Origin of the sequence: Micromonospora sp. NBC_00362 (assembly GCF_026342155.1) — a bacterium.
Taxonomy (GTDB): Bacteria; Actinomycetota; Actinomycetes; order Mycobacteriales; family Micromonosporaceae; genus Micromonospora; species Micromonospora hortensis.
Genome location: NZ_JAPENH010000001.1, coordinates 554090 through 573010, shown reverse-complemented (window position 1 = coordinate 573010; position 18921 = coordinate 554090). Strand labels below are relative to the sequence as shown.

General features: G+C 71.0%; 17 protein-coding genes and 1 pseudogene. 10 read left to right on the top strand and 8 right to left on the bottom strand.

All coding sequences use genetic code 11. From position 1 onward, the window contains the following. The first annotated feature begins 2 nt into the window (after nucleotides 1–2). From OG992_RS02490 to OG992_RS02460, 7 genes are read left to right on the top strand one after another with little or no spacing between them, the layout of a single operon-like run. On the top strand, nucleotides 3–551 hold the full coding sequence (locus OG992_RS02490; RefSeq protein WP_088948676.1) for a (2Fe-2S)-binding protein: 549 nt from the start codon (nucleotides 3–5) through the stop codon (nucleotides 549–551). Then, a complete protein-coding gene (locus tag OG992_RS02485) occupies nucleotides 548–2938 on the top strand; it encodes an aerobic carbon-monoxide dehydrogenase large subunit (RefSeq protein ID WP_266302205.1) in 2391 nt (796 codons plus the stop codon). Before OG992_RS02490 ends, OG992_RS02485 begins: the two co-directional genes overlap by 4 nt. A gap of 10 nt (nucleotides 2939–2948) precedes the next feature. Beyond that, nucleotides 2949–3815 carry an XdhC family protein gene (locus OG992_RS02480; protein ID WP_266302204.1) on the top strand — a complete coding sequence of 289 codons (867 nt, stop codon included), beginning with the start codon at nucleotides 2949–2951 and terminating at the stop codon, nucleotides 3813–3815. Between the two features lie 3 nt (nucleotides 3816–3818). After that, a complete protein-coding gene (locus OG992_RS02475; protein ID WP_266302203.1) occupies nucleotides 3819–4394 on the top strand; it encodes an NTP transferase domain-containing protein in 576 nt (191 codons plus the stop codon). Further along, on the top strand, nucleotides 4391–5260 hold the full coding sequence (locus OG992_RS02470; RefSeq protein WP_266302202.1) for a MoxR family ATPase: 870 nt from the start codon (nucleotides 4391–4393) through the stop codon (nucleotides 5258–5260). Before OG992_RS02475 ends, OG992_RS02470 begins: the two co-directional genes overlap by 4 nt. Then, nucleotides 5257–6105 (top strand): SRPBCC family protein, encoded by an 849-nt coding sequence (locus tag OG992_RS02465; protein WP_266302201.1) that lies wholly within the window; start codon nucleotides 5257–5259, stop codon nucleotides 6103–6105. Before OG992_RS02470 ends, OG992_RS02465 begins: the two co-directional genes overlap by 4 nt. Then, entirely contained in the window at nucleotides 6102–7340 is a 1239-nt protein-coding gene (locus OG992_RS02460; RefSeq protein ID WP_266302200.1) for a VWA domain-containing protein, read from the top strand. The genes OG992_RS02465 and OG992_RS02460 overlap by 4 nt, the downstream gene beginning before the upstream one ends. Here OG992_RS02460 and OG992_RS02455 read toward each other — a convergent pair. From OG992_RS02455 to map, 5 genes and pseudogenes are all read right to left on the bottom strand, one after another. Next, entirely contained in the window at nucleotides 7265–8221 is a 957-nt protein-coding gene (locus tag OG992_RS02455) for a LysR family transcriptional regulator (RefSeq protein ID WP_238682577.1), read from the bottom strand. The genes OG992_RS02460 and OG992_RS02455 overlap by 76 nt on opposite strands. Before the next feature lie 157 nt (nucleotides 8222–8378). Next, nucleotides 8379–9179 (bottom strand): FkbM family methyltransferase, encoded by an 801-nt coding sequence (locus OG992_RS02450; protein ID WP_238682578.1) that lies wholly within the window; start codon nucleotides 9177–9179, stop codon nucleotides 8379–8381. Between the two features lie 35 nt (nucleotides 9180–9214). Then, nucleotides 9215–10870, bottom strand: coding sequence for a sulfatase-like hydrolase/transferase (locus tag OG992_RS02445; RefSeq protein WP_238682579.1), 1656 nt, complete (start codon nucleotides 10868–10870; stop codon nucleotides 9215–9217). 293 nt (nucleotides 10871–11163) lie between these two features. Continuing rightward, a pseudogene (locus OG992_RS02440) lies at nucleotides 11164–11838 on the bottom strand (CDP-alcohol phosphatidyltransferase family protein); the annotation flags it as partial. 183 nt (nucleotides 11839–12021) lie between these two features. Then, on the bottom strand, nucleotides 12022–12798 hold the full coding sequence (map, locus tag OG992_RS02435; protein WP_266302198.1) for a type I methionyl aminopeptidase: 777 nt from the start codon (nucleotides 12796–12798) through the stop codon (nucleotides 12022–12024). Between the two features lie 65 nt (nucleotides 12799–12863). On the opposite strand from map, the gene OG992_RS02430 reads away from it, so the two are divergent. Further along, nucleotides 12864–13166: a helix-turn-helix domain-containing protein gene (locus OG992_RS02430; RefSeq protein WP_210785397.1), complete on the top strand. Its 303-nt coding sequence runs from the start codon at nucleotides 12864–12866 to the stop codon at nucleotides 13164–13166. A 182-nt stretch (nucleotides 13167–13348) separates the two neighbouring features. Then, a complete protein-coding gene (locus OG992_RS02425; RefSeq protein ID WP_266302197.1) occupies nucleotides 13349–14215 on the top strand; it encodes an aldo/keto reductase in 867 nt (288 codons plus the stop codon). A 253-nt stretch (nucleotides 14216–14468) separates the two neighbouring features. Here OG992_RS02425 and OG992_RS02420 read toward each other — a convergent pair whose 3' ends face one another. Both OG992_RS02420 and OG992_RS02415 read right to left on the bottom strand, forming a co-directional pair. Then, nucleotides 14469–15641, bottom strand: coding sequence for a beta-propeller fold lactonase family protein (locus OG992_RS02420; RefSeq protein WP_238682585.1), 1173 nt, complete (start codon nucleotides 15639–15641; stop codon nucleotides 14469–14471). A gap of 178 nt (nucleotides 15642–15819) precedes the next feature. Next, nucleotides 15820–16704 (bottom strand): LysR family transcriptional regulator, encoded by an 885-nt coding sequence (locus tag OG992_RS02415; RefSeq protein WP_266302196.1) that lies wholly within the window; start codon nucleotides 16702–16704, stop codon nucleotides 15820–15822. A gap of 82 nt (nucleotides 16705–16786) precedes the next feature. On the opposite strand from OG992_RS02415, the gene OG992_RS02410 reads away from it, so the two are divergent. After that, entirely contained in the window at nucleotides 16787–18037 is a 1251-nt protein-coding gene (locus OG992_RS02410) for an MFS transporter (RefSeq protein WP_266302195.1), read from the top strand. 17 nt (nucleotides 18038–18054) lie between these two features. On the opposite strand, the gene OG992_RS02405 is transcribed toward OG992_RS02410, so the two are convergent. Next, a complete protein-coding gene (locus OG992_RS02405) occupies nucleotides 18055–18804 on the bottom strand; it encodes a glyoxalase (RefSeq protein WP_266302194.1) in 750 nt (249 codons plus the stop codon). Nucleotides 18805–18921 lie beyond the last annotated feature (117 nt).

The following is an 18921-nucleotide window of genomic DNA, read 5'->3' as shown; positions in this document are numbered from 1 at the left end:
GCATGCAGGTCACCATGACCGTCAACGACGTCGAGGTCACCCGGGAGATCGAGGCCCGGCTGCTGCTGGTGCACTTCCTGCGCGATGTGCTGGGTCTGACCGGCACGCACTGGGGCTGCGACACCAGCAACTGCGGCACCTGCGTGGTCTGGCTCGACGGCGAGCCGGTGAAGTCGTGCACGGTGCTCGCGGCGATGGCCGGCGGCCACCAGGTACGGACCGTCGAGGGTCTCGCCAAGGGCGCCGAGCTGGACCCGATCCAGCAGGGGTTCATGCAGTGCCACGGTCTGCAGTGCGGTTTCTGCACCCCGGGAATGATGATGACCGCGCGGGCGCTGCTCGACCGCAACCCCGACCCGAGCGAGACGGAGATCCGGGAGGCGATCTCAGGTCAGATCTGCCGGTGCACTGGTTACGCCACCATCGTGCGTTCGGTCCGCTGGGCCGCCGTGGCCGAGGCGCAGGCCGCCGCCCAGGTCACCGAGACCACCGAATCGACCGAGGCCGGCGAGATCGACAACGCCGGCCAACCCGCGGAGGCCGTCGCATGACCACCGTGCACGAGCGCGTGGACACCTTCCACGACAACGACCAGAAGCCCGTCGGGTACGGCCGGATGCTGCGCAAGGAGGACCCGCGCTTCCTGCGGGGGCGCGGCCGGTACGTCGACGACGTCCAACTGCCCGGCATGCTGTATCTCGCGATCCTCCGGTCGCCGGTGGCACACGCCCGGATCGTCAGCATCGACACGAGCGCCGCCGAGGCGTCGCCGGGGGTGAAGGCGGTGGTGACCGGGGCGATGCTGGCGCAGCAGAACCTGGCCTGGATGCCGACGCTCTCCAACGACGTACAGGCAGTGCTCGCCACCGACAAGGTGCGTTTCCAGGGCCAGGAGGTGGCCTTCGTCGTCGCCGAGGACCGGTACGCGGCACGTGACGCGCTGGAGCTGATCGACGTCGAGTACGACGTCCTCGACCCGGTGATCGACGCGCGCCGGGCGTTGGAGTCGGACGCACCGCTGATCCGCGACGATCTGGACGGCAAGACGAACAACCACTGCTTCGACTGGGAGACCGGCGACGAGGCGGCCACCGAGGCGGTCTTCGCCCGCGCGGACGTCGTGGTCAGCCAGGATCTCGTCTACCCCCGGGTACACCCGGCGCCGATGGAGACGTGCGGGGCTGTCGCCGACTACGACGCTGTCGACGGCAAGCTGCGACTCTGGTCGACCACCCAGGCCCCGCACGCGCACCGCACCCTCTACGCCATCGTGGCGGGCCTGCCCGAGCACAAGATCCAGGTGATCTCGCCGGACATCGGCGGCGGGTTCGGCAACAAGGTGCCGATCTACCCCGGGTACGTCTGCGCGATCGTCGCCTCGATCGTCACCGGCAAGCCGGTGAAGTGGATGGAGGACCGCTCGGAGAACCTGATCAGCACCGGTTTCGCCCGCGACTACATCATGCGCGGGGAGATCGCCGCGACCCGCGACGGCCGGATCCTCGGCATCCGCACCAACGTGCTGGCCGACCACGGCGCGTTCAACGGCACCGCCGCCCCGGTGAAGTACCCGGCCGGTTTCTTCGGGGTCTTCACCGGCAGCTACGACATCGAGGCCGCCTACTGCAAGATGACGGCGGTCTACACCAACAAGGCGCCCGGCGGCGTCGCGTACGCCTGCTCGTTCCGGATCACCGAGGCGGTCTACCTGGTCGAGCGGATCGTCGACTGCCTCGCCGACGAACTCGGCATGGACCCTGCCGAGCTGCGCCTGAAGAACTTCATCCAACCGGAGCAGTTCCCGTACACGACGAAGACCGGCTGGGTGTACGACTCGGGCAACTACGAGCCGACGATGCGGCTGGCGATGGAAATGGCCGGCTACGACGAGTTGCGCCGCGAGCAGGCCGAGAAGCGGGCCCGGGGCGAGCTGATGGGCATCGGCATCGCGTTCTTCACCGAGGCCGTCGGCGCCGGGCCGCGCAAGGACATGGACATTCTCGGGCTGGGCATGGCCGACGGCTGCGAGCTGCGCGTCCACCCGACCGGGAAGGCAGTGGTACGCCTCAGCGTGCAGTCACAGGGGCAGGGGCACGAGACGACGTTCGCGCAGATCGTCGCCGAGGAGATCGGGATCCCCCCGGCGGACATCGAGGTGCTGCACGGCGACACCGACAACACCCCGTTCGGCCTCGGCACGTACGGCAGCCGCTCGACGCCCGTCTCGGGCGCCGCGGCGGCCCTGGTGGCCCGCAAGGTCCGCGACAAGGCCCGGATCATCGCCTCGGGAATGCTCGAGGTGTCGGTCGCCGACCTGGAGTGGGAGAAGGGCGCGTTCCACGTCGCCGGTGACCCGGGCCGGTCCGTCACGATCCAGGACATCGCCCTGCGCGCGCACGGCGCGGGCGACCTGCCCGAGGGCATCGAGGGTGGCCTGGAGGCGCAGATCTGCTACAACCCGTCGAACCTGACCTACCCACACGGCGCGTACATCTGCGTGGTGGACATCGACCCGGGCACCGCGCAGGTGACGGTCCGACGGTTCATCGCTGTCGACGACTGCGGCACCCGGATCAACCCGATGATCATCGAGGGGCAGGTGCACGGCGGGTTGACCGACGGGGTCGGCATGGCCCTGATGGAGATGATCGCGTTCGACGAGGACGGTAACTGCCTCGGCGCGTCCCTGATGGACTACCTGATCCCGACGTCGCTCGAAGTGCCCGACTGGGAGACCGGCTTCACCGTCACGCCGTCGCCGCACCACCCGATCGGCGCGAAGGGCGTGGGCGAGTCAGCCACAGTGGGGTCGCCGCCCGCGATCGTCAACGCGGTCATCGACGCCCTGAAGCCCTTCGGCGTCCGCCACGCCGACATGCCGCTGACGCCGTCGCGGGTCTGGGACGCGATGCGCGGCCAGGCCCGGCCGCCGATCTGAGGAGCCGAGGATGACCACCATCGCCGAACGCGCCCGGGAGCTGACCGACACCCGGGAGCCGTTCGTCCACGCCACAGTGGTGCGCGCGCAGGATCCGACGTCGGCCCGGCCGGGCGACGACGCGGTGATCCGGTCGGACGGCTCGATCGAGGGCTTCGTGGGTGGGGTGTGCGCGGAGAGTTCGGTGCGGGCCGCCGCCCTCGACACCCTGCGCGACGGCACCGCCCTGCTACTGCGGGTGCTGCCGGAGGGCGCGACCCCGTTCCCGGACACGCCGGGGGCGCGGGTGGTGGTGAACCCGTGCCACTCCGGTGGGGCGATCGAGGTGTTCCTCCGGCCGATGCTGCCGGCCCCGGCGCTGCGCGTGGTCGGTGACACCCCGATCAGCGCCGCCGTGGCGACCCTGGCCGGGTTCCTCGACTTCGACGTCGTCGCCGCCGACGACAGCACCGGCTGCACCGCAGTGGTGGTGGCCGGGTTGGGCACTGGCGAGCCGGAGGCGATCCGGGCCGCGCTCGACGCCGGCGTCGGGTTCATCGCGGTGGTCGCCAGCGGCAGACGCGGAGTGGCCCTGCTCGACGAGCTGGGCCTCACCGACGCGGAACGCGCCCGCGTCCACACCCCGGCCGGGCTGGAGATCGGCGCACGAACACCAGCGGAGATCGCCCTTGCGATCATGGGCGAGGTGGTCCGGGCCATCCGGGTGGACGGGTTGGCCGCGGCCTCCGGCGCGCCGGCCGCCCGACCGCAGCAGGCCGTCGACCCGGTGTGCGGGATGACAGTGCTGGTCGGGGCGGAGACGCCGCACGCGCGCCTCGGCGGGCAGGACTTCTGGTTCTGCTGCGCCGGTTGCCTCGCGAGTTACTCGGCGGCGTGACAGGTGTTCCTGACCGGCGTGGTGCTCGCCGCGGGAGCGTCGGCGCGGTTCGGTGAGGCCAAGCAACTGCTCCCGTACCAAGGGCGGACGCTGCTCGACGCCACACTCGACCTGGCCCGCTCGTGCGGCTTCGACCAGTTGCTCGTCACCCTCGGCGGCGCGGCGGGCGACATCCGCGACCGGGTGGACCTGACCGGGTGCCAGGTCGTGCAGAACCCGGCGTTCAGCACCGGCTGCGGGTCGTCGGTGCGCACCGCCGCACGGGCGGTGGACCCGCGCGCCGACGCGCTCGTGCTGCTCCTCGGCGACCAGCCCGGCGTCCGCGCCGAGGACGTCCGCCGGGTCGCCGCGGCGGGCACCCCGCTGGCCGTCTGCCGGTACGCGGACGGCCTGGGTCATCCCTTCCGCTTCGGCCGCGAGGTGCTGCCCGAGTTGTACGACCTGCACGGCGACAAGGCCGTCTGGAAGCTCCTGCACTCCGGGCGCCACCCGGTGACCGAGGTGACAGTCGACGGGCCGGTGCCGATCGACGTGGACACCCGGGCCGACTACGAGCGCCTGCTGGCGGGCGGGGCATGAAGGACGCCGAGGCCGTCCGCCACCGCCTCGACGCCGTCGACTACCTCGTCGACGACGGCATGGCGATGGCCCTCTTCCTGGCCTTGCGCCTCGGACGACCCCTGCTGCTGGAGGGCGAGCCGGGGGTCGGCAAGACCGCCGCCGCGAAGGCGTTGGCCCGCGCGCTGGAGACACCGCTGATCCGGTTGCAGTGCTACGAAGGGCTCACCGCTGGCGAGGCGCTCTACGAGTGGAACTACCAGCGGCAACTGCTGGCGATCCGACTCGCCGAGGCGCACCACACCCGGCTCACCGACGCGGACCTGTTCAGCGCCGAGTACCTCCAGGAACGGCCGATCCTGCGGGCCGTACGCCACAGTGGGCCGGTCCCGCCGGTGCTGCTGATCGACGAGATCGACCGGGCCGACGACGAGTTCGAGGCGCTGCTGTTCGAGTTCCTCGGCGAGGCCGGCATCACGATCCCCGAACTCGGCACCTTCACCGCCCGCACGCCACCGGTCGTGGTGCTCACCTCCAACCGCAGCCGGGAGTTGCACGACGCGCTGCGCCGCCGCTGCCTGTACCACTGGATCGACTTCCCCGAACCGGCCCGCGCCGTGGAGATCGTCCGCCGGGCCGTACCGGGCGCGACCGAGCCGCTGATCCAGACGGCCGTGCAGTTCATCGGCGGCGTACGCCACCGGGAGTTGGAGAAGGCGCCCGGGATGGCGGAGACCATCGACTGGGTGGGCGCGCTGTCCGTGCTGGGCGTCACCGATCTGGCCGCCGACGGTGTCGTCCAGACCATCGGCACCATCGCCAAGACCCCCGACGACCGCGCCGTGGTCGCCGCCGCGCTCGGCGCCTACCAGGAGAGTCCGCCATGAAGATCACCAACGAGTTCGCGGTCACCGTCCCGATCGAACGGGCCTGGGCGGTGCTCACCGACCTGGAAGGGCTCGCGCCGTGCCTGCCGGGCGCCCAGCTGACCGACGTCGACGGCGACGTCTACCAGGGCCGGGTGCGGGTCAAGGTCGGACCGGTCGTCTCGGAGTTCGCGGGCACCGCCCGGTTCGTCGAGAAGGACGACGCCGCGTACCGCGGGGTGATCGACGCGAAGGGCCGGGACGCCCGCTCGGCCGGTACGGCGTCCGCGCTGGTCACCGCGCACCTGCGGCCGGACGGCGACCGGACGGTGGTCAGTGTGGACACCGATCTGAAGATCTCCGGCAGGCTGGCCCAGTTCGGCAGCGGCATGATCAAGGAGGTGTCGGGCAAGTTGCTGGCCCAGTTCGTCGCCAATCTGGAGGCCAAGCTCGCCGCCGAACCGCCGGCGCCGCATTCCGACGCCGAACCTGTGGCGGCCGCATCCGCAGCGCCGCCCGAGCCCACCCCTGCGGCGTCCACCGCGCCGCCCGAGCCAACTCCGGCCGCGTCCGCCACGGCGGTCGCGACAACGCCCAGCACCGCCGCCGTGGCAGCCTCACCCGTCGAGCCGTCAACGGTCGTGTCGTCACCCGCCGGGTCGTCGCCGGTTCCGCCAGGGCCAGGTTCGCCGCCGTCGGGCGTCAGGCCGTCGGGCGATGCCGTACGTGTCGCGCCGACCGCCGAGCCGGAGGCGCTCGACCTGCTCAGCATCGCCGGCGGGTCGGTCACCAAGCGCCTCGTACCGGTGCTCGTCGGTCTGGTCGCGGTCGGCGCGGTGATCGCCTGGCTTGTCGCGCGCCGGTGAGCAAGGGCGTGCTGCGCGGCGTCGACCGGGCCGCGTTCGCTGTGGCGCTGGCCGGACGCCTGCGCCGAGCCGGCATCCCGGCCGGGCTGACCACCGTCGACGACTTCGTCCGGGCGCTCGCCGCCAGCCCACCCGACTCGATGTCGTCGCTCTACTGGACCGCCCGGATCAGCCTGGTGCGACGGCACACCGACGTCCCCGCGTTCGACCGGGTCTTCGCGGCGATCTTCGCGGACCCTCCACCGTTGTCCCGACCGCAGCGGTCCGCACCCCCGGCCGACGGGCCCGACGACGTGTACGTCCGGGTGCCGGCCGACACCGACGACGCGGGGCCGGGCGGCGGGCTGCCGTGGGCGACACTGCCGCCGACGGTCGCCGAGACACCGGAACACGACACCGAGCTGCGACTGCCCGAGCGTCGCCCCAGCGCCCACACCGGGCTCGCCGACCGTCCGTTCGACGAACTCGACGCCGCACAGGTCACGCAGCTCGGCGACGCCCTGCGCGCGGCCGTCGCCGACTGGCCGACCCGCCGCACCCGGCGGCACACCGTCGGCTCGTCCGGTGCCCGGATCGCGCTGCGGGCCACCATCGCCCGAGCCCGGCGTACCGGCTGGGAGCCCGTCGAGGTCGTCCGCGCGCGCCCGGTACGGCGGCCACGCCGGGTCGTGTTGCTCTGTGACGTCAGCGAGTCGATGCGGGCGCAGGCGACCGCGTACCTGCATCTGATGCGGGCGTTCGCTGTGGTCGCCGACGCGGAGGTGTTCGCGTTCGCCACGACGCTGACCCGGCTCACAGTGGTGCTCCGACACACCTCGGCGGCCGAGGCGGTCGGGCAGGCCAGCGCCGCCGTGACCGACCGGTACGGGGGCACCCGGATCGCCACGAACCTGCGTGCCCTGCTCACCTCCCACCACGCGGAGGCCGTACGTGGGGCGGTGGTGGTGATCGGGTCGGACGGTTGGGACAGCGATCCGCCCGCCGACCTGGCAGCGGTGATGGCCCGGCTGAGCCGCCGCGCGTACCGGATCGTCTGGTTGAATCCCCGCGCCGGCGCACCCGGCTTCGCCCCCCGCGTCGGCGGGATGGCCGCCGCACTCCCCTACTGCGACCGGATGCTGCCGGCCGGCACCTTCCAGGACCTGCTGGTCGTCGCCCGTCAGCTCCAGAGCGTCACGTGCACCGACGGCCGGAAGTGGCCGACGCTGACGCCCGCGCCGCGCATCATCGCCTGAATCGCCCTCGGCGTCGACGCGAAGCGCGACAGCTCCTCGGCGGCCGACATCGCACCCGGGGTGGCGAGCACCTGCGCATGCCACACCGCCTCCATCGTCGCGTGCGGCCCCACCACCTGCCCGAGCTGGCCCTGACGGATGTCCGGTGCGACGGTGAACGCGAGGGCCGGTGCCACCCCCCTGCCCCGTTTGGCCTCCCCCAGCGCGGCCGCGTGGCTCTGGAAGATCTGCTGCCGATCGTCCGGCACGGCCAGCCGGCGCAGCAGCGCCGGGACCGCGCCCCACTCGGTGGCGGCCGACGGCCCGAGCAGCCAGGTCTGCTCCCGCAGCTGCCCCGGCGACGCCGCCAGGCCGGCCAGTGGATGCTCCGCGCCGACGGCGATCACGAGCCGGTAGTTCATCACCGGCCGGCAGCCGATGGCGCTGTCGACGACCGACGGCTGCGGCCCGATCGCGATGTCCGCGGCGCGGGTCAACAACAGCGACCCGAACGATCCCGGGTTGCGCACGCTCAGCTCGACGTCGAGGTCGGCGGCCCGCTTCGCGAAGAGTTCGAGCAGTCCCGGCGCGGCGAACTCGGCGAACAGGCTCGACGCCGCGACCCGCAGCATCCGTCGGCCGCGCGTCGCGGCGCTGACCTCCAGCATGGTGCGGTCCTGCAGGCCCAGCAGTTCCGCCGCGCGACTGGCAAGCCGCAGCCCTCCCGGGGTGAACGCGAGGCCGGCCGCCGTCCGGGCGAAGAGCTTGTCGCCGAATTCCTTGCGCAGTTGGGCGATGTGCAGCGACACCGCCGACTCGGAGACCCGAAGCTCCGCGGCGGCCTGTTTGACCGAGCCCAGTCGGACCACGGCGACGTACGCGCGCAGCTGTGTCGGGGTCATCGGCGTCACCCTCTTCCCCGCGATCGCGTGGCTCGGCTCGGCGTCGAGACGAACGTCGATCATCCCGCGCTGGTTCGTCCCACCGCCAGCGGCCGATCATCTGATCGTCGGGCCCAGTGTCGGTCACCGTGGACCGAGGCGGTGACGAGTGCCGCGATCAGCTCTCGGTGGTTGCCGCCCGGGTTCCGGACACGCAGTACACGTCGCCGGAGTTCGCGGTGTGCGGCAGGTCGTGCAGGTGCGTCGCCAGGTCGCTCGCGGACATCCACCGTCGAAACGTCATCGACTTGTCGTCGCCCACCGCGACGTCGAAGCCGTCGAAGCCCAGCGCGGTCAGGCGATCGAGACACCGGTCGGCGACCGCGCGCGCGATGGTGGTGAACTCGAACGACAGCGCGGGCAGTGGGCGGCTCAGGCCAGCCAGCACCTCGGCTTCGAAACCCTCAACGTCGATCTTGGTGAAGGTCGGCACGCCGTACGTCTCGATCAGCGCGTCGACGGTGACCACCGGGACCTCGATGTCGGTGTCCCACACCTGGCCCTCCCATCCACCCGCGCCCTTGGCCGCCCGGACGAAGTCCGGTGAGGCGGTCGAGACGGTGGGGTTGGCGGAGTTGACGTGCAACCGGGTACGCCCGGGGAGCGCGCCACACGCCGCGTCGACAAGTGTCACCTGGTCGTCATCGGCGTAGATCGCCCGTAGGGCGCGCAGACACAGCGGCTGCGGTTCCACGGCGACGACCCGGGCACCGAGACGGCGGAAGCTCGCGATGTGGTCGCCCACGTGGGAGCCGATGTCGAAGACGAGGTCCCCGCCGCCGACGAATCGGGAGTAGAACGCGTCCATCCTCGCGTCCCGCTCGGGATCGCCGTAGTAGACGTCCAGCGACCGGTGCAGCAGGGACAGGGCCGGGTCGGTCCGGAGCGCGGCGATCCTGGTGTCGGTGGTAGCCGTCATCTGTCTGGGTCCAGTCCGTGAGAGAGGTGGCCGGTTTACGGTCCGAAGGCGGTCAGGAACCGGTCCCGGAAGGCGTCCATCCGCCAGACCGGCGCCTGCGGCCCGGGCTTCAGCCCGTCCTGCCATCCCCACCCGGAGATCCGGTCCAACACGGCCCGATCACGGGTGATGATCGAGATCGGCACGTCGTGGCTGGCGTTCTCGCCGGTGACGACAGCGGCGGGTTGGTGGTCACCGAGCACGATGAACACGAGGTCGTCGTCTCCGTAGGTCCGCACGTAGGAGATGAGCGTGCCGAGGGTGTACTCGATGGATTTTCGGTAGTCCGCCCGGATCTGGCCGGTATTGCGGCGTTTCTCGTCCGACCGGCCCGCGCCGGCCCCACGGTAGACAGCGCCGTCACCGACGTCGGCCCAGTCGAGCAGCGGCGGGACAGGCGTCCAGGGCGCGTGACTCGACACCAGAGCCAGCTCGGTCATCACGTTGCCGTCACGCTTGGTCTGCTCCAGGCGCTGCCAGCTCGCCAGTGTGTACTGGTCGGGCGGGGTGCCGAAGCTGAACTTCGGGCCACGGTACGCGAGCGCCTTGGCGTCGTAGAACCGGTCGTAGCCGAAGAAGGAACCCTCCGGCCACGCCCTGGTGACGGCGGGCATCACGCCGACGGTCTGCCAGTTCGCCCGTCGGAAGGCGCCGTTGAGGGTCATCCGGTCACTGGCCAGCAGGGTGCGGTGCCGCTGGTCGTTGTCGATCCAGAGGCCGGAGAGCAGCGTGTCGTGCGCGAGCCAACTGCCGCCACCGAAGGTCGGCGAGGTGAGGAAGCCGCTCTGCGCGGCGAAACCCGCCACGCTCAGCTCGCTGGTGCCGCGGTCGAGGACCGAACCCACCTGCGGCGCGAACTCCGGGTCCTCGACGGCGTCGCGGCCGTAGCTCTCCACGAAGGCGATCACCACGTTCTTGCCGCGCAGCGCTGTCAGTAGCTGGTCACCGGGGGTGTCGCCGAACCTGTCGGCCTCGATCAGCGCGCCGAACGTCTCGCGGTCGTCGAGGCGCAGGCGCACCTGGAAGCCGTGCCCGTTGGCCAGGGTGGTGGCGGAGGTGTCGGCGACCGGCACGCCCTCGACCACCCGCACGTTGAACGCGGCGCAGGCCACCCAGACGACCACCAGCGCGGCCACGATCCGGGTGGTCCCGGTGCGGTGCCGGACCACCAGCCGCCGCAGTCGCCGCATCGACAGCGTGACCAGTGTGGGCAGGCCCACGAGCACCACCGCCAGGGTGATGGCGACGCCGATGGCGGCGGGTCGACCGTACGACTCGCTGAGGAAGGCGAACCCCTCGTCGAGGAGCGCCCAGTCGAGCACCGGGTCGAACGCCCGGCTCAGCGAGGCGGTGAACCCCAGGTCGAGCAGCTTCAACAGGCCGAGCAGGCCGAGGGCCACGCCGGCCAGCGTCGCGACCAGTCGGCTGCCACGAGACGGCAGGGCGAGCAGGAGGGCCACGACCAGCAGCGCCTCCAGGGGGACCCGCGCGAACGCCGCCGGGCTGAGCCGGCCGAAGTCGTACGGCACGGTGAGGACGAGCAGCACGAGCAGCGCGGCCAGCACTGTCGTCAGCCGGGCGGCGATGGAAGGTTTCGGCCGATCCTCGACGTCGGTGCCGTCGTCGGTGCCGTCCGGGGCCTCGTCCCTCATCGCCCTCCGTCCCTGGCTCGGCAGCTGACGTACACGCGTCAAGAGCGACAACCCGGGCATCCTTCCATGATCTTTGTTGGGCGCGGCATCCGGGCGGCTCAGACGCGGGCGATCCCGCGTCGGACCACGGCGACAGTGGGACGGTCCGACCACGGCAGGCCATCGGCAGTACCCGGGGTCAGCTCGGCCAGCCCCACTCCGGCGCTCGGGGCGCTGTGGCTGGCCGAGCTGGCCGGCTGGACCATCGCGCCCGGGGCGCCGTGGATGACGGTGCGGCGGAGGCGCCGGGTCGTCCAGAGCCAGGCGACGTCACGCCCGAACGACTCGACCAGCAGCGCCACCGAAACCACCAGCACCACTGTCGTCAGCGGTGTGGGCAGCACGTCGGCCATCGCCACCGTCAACGCCACGCCCTGGATCGCGGCGACGACCTTGCTCCAGTACCGCGGCGGCGCGGATCCCCGCATCCACTCCAACACCCAGGTAGCGGCGCCGAAGAGGTAGCGCATCGCGCCGATCACGAGCACCCAGCCACCCACAGTGGGGGCCACGTGCAGGCAGAGCACCAGGACCAGGAAGGAGTCGATCTCCATGTCGAAGCGCGCGCCGAGCTCGCTGGTGGTCCCGGTGCGGCGGGCCGTGTACCCGTCCACGGCGTCGAGGGCCAACGCCACGCTGGTGAGGACGACCATCACTGTGACCGGCGCCGACCGGCCGAACGAGTCCGCGGCCAGGGCCGTCACGCCGCCGACGAGGATCGCCCGGCTCAGGGTCACCCGGTCGGCCGGGCTGAGCGCACCCGCGCCCGAGCGGGACATCCCCCGGCTGAGCAGGGCACACAGGACCACCCCGTACGCCAGCCCCGCCACCCAGCCCGCCGTGCCCAGACCGACAGTCTCCGCCAGCACCGCCAGCAGGACGATCTGCACGAGCAGTCCGATGACCGGACCAGTTCGAACCGTTGACATCGTGCCTCCGTGACTCTGGTGGGTGACCCTGACCGTCATCACGGAAAATATGACCGATCGGTTCATTCTGAACGCGACCCGGCAGGGTGCCACGGAGGGACGTGCCCCTTCGGTGGGCGGTTAATCGTCCATCGTGGGCCCGTCGTCGGCTGACCGATGAGGGCGTCGATCGTCTCGTACGGGTCAGGGCGTCGTCGGCAGGGTGAGCACGTCCGCGCCGTCGTCGGTGATGGCGATGGTGTGCTCGCTGTGCGCCGTCCGGCAGCCCGTCGCGCTGCGGAGGGTCCAGCCGTCGGCGTCGGTGACGAGCGTGGCGGTGTCCGCCATCACCCACGGCTCCAGCGCCAGCAGCAGCCCCGGGCGTAGCCGGTAGCCACGACCGGGGCGCCCGGTGTTGGAGACGTGCGGGTCCTGGTGCATCGTCGATCCGACGCCGTGGCCGCCGAACTCCGTGTTGACCGAGAATCCCGCCGCCTTGAGGACCGAGCCGATCGCGTGGGAGAGATCACCGATGGGAACGCCGGGGCCGGCGGCGGCGATCCCCGCCTGCAACGCGCGCTCGGTCGCGTCGATCAGCGCGAGACTCTCCGGAGGCCGCGTGTCGCCCACGATGAAGCTGATGGCCGAGTCCGCGACGACTCCACAGTGCGAGACGGCGAGGTCGAGCGAGAGCAGATCGCCGTCGGCGAGCGGGTAGTCGTACGGCAACCCGTGCAGCACGGCGTCATTCACCGACGTGCAGATGTAGTGGCCGAACGGCCCACGCCCGAAGGACGGCTCATAGTCGACGTAGCAGGACTGCGCCCCGGCCTCGGTGATCATGGCCTGCGCCCACCGGTCGATGTCCAGGAGGTTGGTGCCGACCACGCAGCGGCTTTTCAACGACTGGAGGATGCCGGCGACCAGCGCTCCGGTGTCCTTCGCTCGCAGCACGTCGGTGGGGCTCAGGATCTCGATCATGCAGCGCCTTCCTCGGGCGACCAATAAGTATCCCGGCCATATTATCCCGGTACTAGAATCGGGTCATGGTCAGGTTGCCGCTCACTCCCGAAGAGCTCGAACGCGGACAGCGCCTCGGCGCGCTCCTGCGTCGCGCCCGTGGAGAGCGTTCGATGCTCCTCACCGCGCTGGACGCGGGCGTCTCGCCAGAGACCCTTCGAAAGATCGAGTCCGGCCGGATAGCCACCCCCGCCTTTCCGACCATCGCGGCGATCGCCGACGTCCTCGGCCTCTCCCTCGACGCCGTCTGGTCGGAGATCAACACGTCGGACGGCAGCGCCGAACTCCCCCGGCCGACACGCACCGCGCGCGAGCGGTTGGCGTCCTAGCGCGCGGCGGTCTGTCGCCAGCGCGAAACGCGAACGCGGTCAGGACCCGAATGATCTGCGGGCTGTCACTGCACTGCCGGCAACGCGCTTCCCACGATAAATAACCTAACAGTGGATCTTCCCGATCGGTATCGGGCAGACGCCCGACTGCGCAGGTCAGCGGCGGTGGCTAAGTTCGCCCAATGCCCACCAACATGATCAGTGCGGAATCTGCGGGTACCTGGACGCTCGGCGACCTGAGCGTCAATCGGATCGGATTCGGCGCAATGCGCCTGACAGGTAACGGCAGCGCGGCGAGCGACCGCGCGCGGGTCATCGGGGTGCTACGCCAAGCGGTCGACCTCGGTGTGAACCACATCGACACGGCGGCGTTCTACTTTTCGCCGCTCCGGTCGGCCAACGAGTTAATCAACAGCGCACTGTCGCCGTACGCCGATGATCTGGTCATCACCACGAAGGTCGGACCGGGCCGCGACCCCTCGGGAGAGTGGCTGCCGCTGGCCCGACCGGATCAGCTGCGTGGACAGGTCGAGGAGAACCTACGCCAACTCGGCCGCGACCATCTGGACGTCGTGAACCTGCGCCAAGACGGACTGGAGTCGGTGGCGGAGCACTTCGGCGCGCTGGCCGAGCTCCGTGACGCCGGACTCATCCGGCATCTCGGCCTGTCCAACATCCGTCCGCACCACCTCGCGCAGGCGCAGGCGATCGCCCCGGTGGTCTGCGTGCAGAACACGTACGGTGTCGACACCCGACGTACGCAGGATCAGCTCGTGCGTACCTGCGGTGAGCAGAACGTCGCATTCGTGCCGTTCTTCGCTCTCGCCGGCGACCGACGTGAGGCCGGCGGCGTGGCCGCCAACGCGGCAGTGGAGGCCATCGCGCGCACGCACGGCGCGACGCCGGCACAGGTACGGATCGCCTGGACCCTCAGCCGCGGCCCGCACCTGCTGGCCATCCCCGGTACCGGCAACCCCGATCACCTGGTTGAGAACCTCGCCGCCGGGGCTCTGGTCCTGTCGCCGGAGGAGTTGGCCAGCCTCGAGTAGCGGCCCCGGCAGGATGCAGTGACCCCGCTCATCCGGGGCCGCCACCATTGCCGCTTTGGCCTTCGTCCACACGTTCTGTGGCCGTTCGTCGTTCAGGGGTCCGGTAGCCGGGGCTCGACCGGGCGGGGGTCGACCGAGCCCACGCAGGCCGGTCGGTACGGACCGGGGGAAAGCCGCGCGAGCGGCCTCAGCCTCGTGACACGACGAGAGCTGGTCCCGGTCGACGAACGACCGGGACCAGCGGGTGGCGCGCTCAGGAGGCGGCGATGCCCTCCATGCCGATGCCGTCGGCGAACTTCGGCAGACCCTCCACTGTGGTCACGAGATTCAGCGACCCGTCCTCGTGCACCTTGTAGCCCTGCACGTTGCCGGCGGTGGCGTTCTGCACATACAGGAAGCCGTCGCTGGTGGTCATGTCGATCGACCCGCCGTTGGTGTCCGCGGCGACGTTCTTGACGAGTTCGAGCTTGCCGTCGTCGTTGACCCGGTAGGAGCTGATGGTGGAGCTGCCGGCGTTGGCGACGAAGAAGTAGTCGCCGACGCGTTGGATCCAGCACGTCGCCTGCTGGCCGTTGGGCACCGACGGGCCGACCTGGTCGAGCGCGCCGTCGTCCTCCAGCTCGAACCGGCTGACCGCGTTCGCGCCCGACTCGGTGACCAGCAGCGAGTCCTCGCTGTCGAAGGTGAAGCCGAACGGGGCGTTGCCCGCGTCGCTGATGACGGGGTTGCGGGACAGTTTGCCGTTGCGACCGATCTCGTAGCTGAACATGACGTTGGCGGCCTTTGTCGACACCAGGACGAACTCGCTGTCCGGGTCGATCTTGACCTGGGCCGGGGCGGTCCCGAACGCCGGCGGGTTGCCGTTGTGCAGCCCGAGCGACCGGTTGGCGTCCTCGATCCGCGACAGTCGGCCCTTGTGCAGCTCGAAGCCCTGCACCGAGCCCTCGCCACCGGCGTTGAGGACGTAGACGAGGTCGCCACGGGCCGCGACGCTGACCGGCAGCAGGCCGCCGGACCAGATGACCTGGAGCTTGTGCAGCTTGGTGCCCTCCACCCGGAAGACCGTCACGGTGTTGCTGCCGGCGTTGACAGCGAACAGCAGTCCGCGGTGGTAGGTCAGGGAGCCCTGCGAGGCCAGTGCGTCGAGCGGCGCGCCGATGGTGAAGCCGCCCAGCCCGCCGGTCTCGTACTCGCCCGCCTTGGTGAGACGGCCGTCCTCGTCGCGGTCGTACACCTTGATGGTGTTGCCCTCGGCCTTGTTGGTCTGAACGAAGACCGCTCCCTCGTCGCCGTGGTGGTAATCACCCCCCTTGCGGTCGTCGTGGTACCCGGGGCCGCCGCCATCGGCGAAGGCGGCCCCGGGGATCGATCCGATGCTGGTCAGACCTGCCAGGAGGGCTGCCGCGAGCGCGACACTGCGCTTCATCACTGACTCCTTATGCACCCGAAGGGAGGAATACGAGTTTTCCTCTCCTTCGAAAGCTATCGGAGCAGCTAGGTGGGTATGCCTCACTTACCCTAAAGCGGTAATTTCGTGCCGTTCTGTGGAATGAGCGGACGTGTGGACGCAGGTGGCATAGGAGCGAAGCGGACGTCCGGGACCGTCAGGGCAGGAACTCGGCGGTCAGGCTGATCAGCGCACGGGCTGCGGCCCCGACCGGCCGGTCCACCGGGGTGGCGAGCGAGGCCGTCCAGTTCAGGTCGGCGCCGGTGACGCTCAGCAGGCGCACCCCGTGGTCGTCGGCGACGGCGAAGCGGGGCAGCAGCGCGATGCCGAGCCCGTGGCGCACGTGTTCAGCGCCGGTGGCGATGTCGGGGATCTCGATCGTGACGCGCCGGGACAGGCCGGCGGCCGCGAACGCCCTGTCGGTCACGGCCCGGTTGCCGTAGCCGACCGGGGAGTCGATGAAGTCCAACCCGGCGATGTCGGCGAGGGTGAGCGCCTCGCGGGTCGCCAGCGGGTGGTCGTCCGGGACGACGAGGTCGAGTGCCGAGCTGGCCAGCTCGGTGAGGTGAATCTCCGCAGGAGGTGTGCCGGGCAGCGAGACGAACGCGAGGTCGAGCCGGCGTTCCGCGAGGGCGTCGATGAGCCCCTGGGAGCCGTGCGGGGCGACGCTGGTGTGCAGCAGCACTCCGGGGTGCCGGCGGTGGAACTCGCCGAGCAGGGCCGGCAGGTGCAGGAGTCTGATCGAGGTCATCGTGCCGATGCGCAGGGTGCCGCGCAGGCCGCCGTGCACCTCGGCGACCGCGTCGCGGGCGTCGCGGGCCGCGTCGAGGGCGATCCGGGCGCGCGGCAGCAGCGCGGCACCGGCGTCGGTGAGGCGTACGCGCTTGGAGTTGCGGTCCAGCAGTGACGCGCCCAGTTCGCGTTCGAGGGTCTTGACCGCGGCGGAGACGGCGGACTGGACGACGTGCAGGCGGGCGGCGGCGCGGGTGAAGTTCTGTTCCTCGGCCACTGCGACGAAGTACTCAAGTTGGCGGAGCTCCACACCACCAAGTATCACCGATCGCGATCGTCGCGAGCATCAACTTTCGTTGGACCTGATGCTTGGGCGAGGCAACAGTGGGGTCATGTCCTTGTCGACCCTGACACCCGGCCCCACCACGTCCGACCGCCGCGACGGCTCGTCCCGCCGACACGGCCGTGGCTTCTGGGCCATCGCCCTGGCGTTTCTGACCGCGATGGCGTTCTGCACAGTGCCTGCCCCGCTCTACCCGCTCTACATGGCGCGGGACGGTTTCTCCACGTTCATGGGCACTATCGTGTTCGCGGTCTACGCGGTGGGCGTGGTAATCAGCCTGCTGCTCGCCGGTCACGTCTCGGACTGGGTCGGCCGCAAGAAGATCCTCATCCCGGCGTTGGTGTTGGAGCTGGTGGCCGCCGCCCTGTTCCTGGGTGACCCGTCCCTGCCGGTGCTGCTGGTCGCCCGGCTGGTGAGCGGGCTGGGCATCGGCCTGATCACCGCGACCGCCACCGCGTACCTCCAAGAGCTGCACGCCGCGCACCGGCCCGGCTCGTCGGGCCAGCGCTTCGAGATGGTCTCCACCGCCGCCAACATCGGCGGGCTGGGCGTCGGCGCGCTGGTAGCGGGCGTCCTCGCCCAGTACGTCGACGCGCCGCTGCGTACGCCGTACCTGGTGTTCGCCGTCCTGTTGGCGGCGAGCATCGTGGCGGTCGCCCTGACCCCGGAGACCGTCGAGGAGCGGCTGGTCAAGCCCACCTACCGGCCACAGCGGATCAGCGCCGACCACGGGGACCGGGCCGGCTACCTGGCCGCGGCAGCCGCCGGGTTCGCCTCCTTCGCCGTGTTCGGCCTGTTCACCTCTGTCGCCCCGGGTTTCGTCGCTGGCGCCCTGCACCTTCCGTCGCGGGCCCTGGCCGGCGCGATCGTGTTCGCCGTGTTCGGCGGCGCGGCAGTGGCGCAGACCCTCACCAGCCGGCTGGCCGCCCCGGCGAAGGTGCGCCTCGGGCTGCTCGCCCAGGCCGTCGGCGTGCCCGTCCTGCTGGTGGGGATGCACACCGCCAGCCTCCCGGTGTTCCTGGTCGGCGGGGTGGTCGCCGGCATCGGCGCCGGCGTGCTCTTCAAGGCCGCCGTCGGCGCCGTCGCGGCGATGGCCGCGCCCGCCCAGCGCGGCGAGGCCCTGGCCGGGCTGTTCCTCATCGGCTACCTCGGGATGATCCTGCCGTCCGTCGGCATCGGCGTCGCCACCCAGGCCGTCAGCGCCGGCACGGCGATGAACTGGTTCACCGGGTTGCTACTGGTCATGCTCGCCGGCGTGGCGGCGCTGTTCCGCCACAGCGCAGCGGCACAAGCCCGATGAGCGGGGGAGGTCCGGGGTCAGCGCACCTCGGGCCACCACGGTTCGAGGAGGGTGGGGTCGGCGACGTACTGCGCCACCAGTGTCCGCTGCTCCGGGGTCAGGGACAGCGCCTGGAGTCGGGCGCCCCACTCGGGCACCCGGTCGGCCTTGTCCAACGCGATGGCCAGCTCGATCAGGCCGGCCAGCGCCATCGCCCGCTCGACCACCGGGGCGTCCTCGGCACGGCGGCGCATCCCCGAGTCGAGCGCCCGGTAGGCCGCCCGGTCGTCCATCTTGAACTCGCGCAGGATCCGCGCGTTGTCGAGCACCCGGGCCAGCCCGTCAAGCTCCTCCGACCCGCCGTACTCCACGTCCTCCGGCTCGTCCCGCTGGATGAAGACGATGGAGTTGCCCGACGGGTCGACGATGCTGAACCGCGACGACCCGGCGCGGTAGCGGGTCATTCGGGGTAGACCCTTGACCAGCACCTTGCCGTAGCTGCGGCGCATCGCCTCGGCGAACACCGCGTGGTACGAGCCCACCGCGTCCACCATCACCAGGCAGCCGCCGGAATGCTCCTTCGCCGGGTCGAGATCCTTCGGCGCCGGGCCGTAGTGCAGCTGGAACCCACTCCAGGTGAACGCCAGATACACATATGGCTTGAGCTGCTCAAAAGCCACCTCGAAGCCGAGCGCCCGCCAGAACGCCAGGGTCTCCTCCGGGGCCGCGCAGTGCAGCAGCGGCACTGTGGTCTCGTTCGGTTGGACACGGTCCGCATTGGTCGTCATCGTCACTCCCGGTCCGGTCGGCAGGCCGGCCATTGTGCCAGTACCACCGAGCGGCCCCGACGGGTTTCGTCTCCTACCCAGGGAGGAGGCGCGCTCCGACCACCGGCCGCAACCGGG